At 37.9% G+C, this 541-nt stretch carries 1 protein-coding gene; it reads right to left on the bottom strand.

Features of this window, described 5'->3' with window-relative positions; all coding sequences use genetic code 11:
* Positions 1–541, bottom strand: a 541-nt coding sequence (locus HZY83_RS06705) for a DUF1542 domain-containing protein (RefSeq protein WP_179943281.1), incomplete at both ends; no start/stop codon positions are given.

The following is a 541-nucleotide window of genomic DNA, read 5'->3' on the forward strand; positions in this document are numbered from 1 at the left end:
CCACATCTGTTGTTGCTTGGTCTATAGAAGCCTTGGCTTGCTCGGCTTCTTTTTCGACTTCTTCTTTTGCCTTGGCTTTTTCTTCATCTGTCATATTTGATGCATCTATCTCTGATTTTTTAGCTTCGGCTACTCTATCTATTTCTGTTTTAACATCTGCTTTTGCTTTTGATGTTATGTCTACTGAATTGATTGCTTCTTTCCCAACTTCTTTCGCTTCTGAAACTGCATTATCTGTTGTAGCTTTATCTATAGAATCTTTCGCTTTTGTTGCTTCTTTTTCGACTTCTGCCTTAGCTTTAGCTTTTTCTTCTGCTGTCATATTTGATGCGTCGATTTCTGATTTTTTAGCGTCGGCTACTCTATCTACTTCCGATTTGGCATCTGATTTCGCTTTTGATGTTGCGTCTACCGCATTTATAGCTGATTTTCCATTATCTTTCGCTTCTGTTACTGCCTCATTTGTTGTTGATTGGTCTATAGAATTTTTCGCTTTCTCGGCTTCTTTTTCGACTTCTGCCTTAGCCTTATCTTTTTCTTC

Source organism: Gemella sp. GH3 (assembly GCF_013415425.1).
In the GTDB taxonomy this organism is placed as follows: domain Bacteria; phylum Bacillota; class Bacilli; order Staphylococcales; family Gemellaceae; genus Gemelliphila.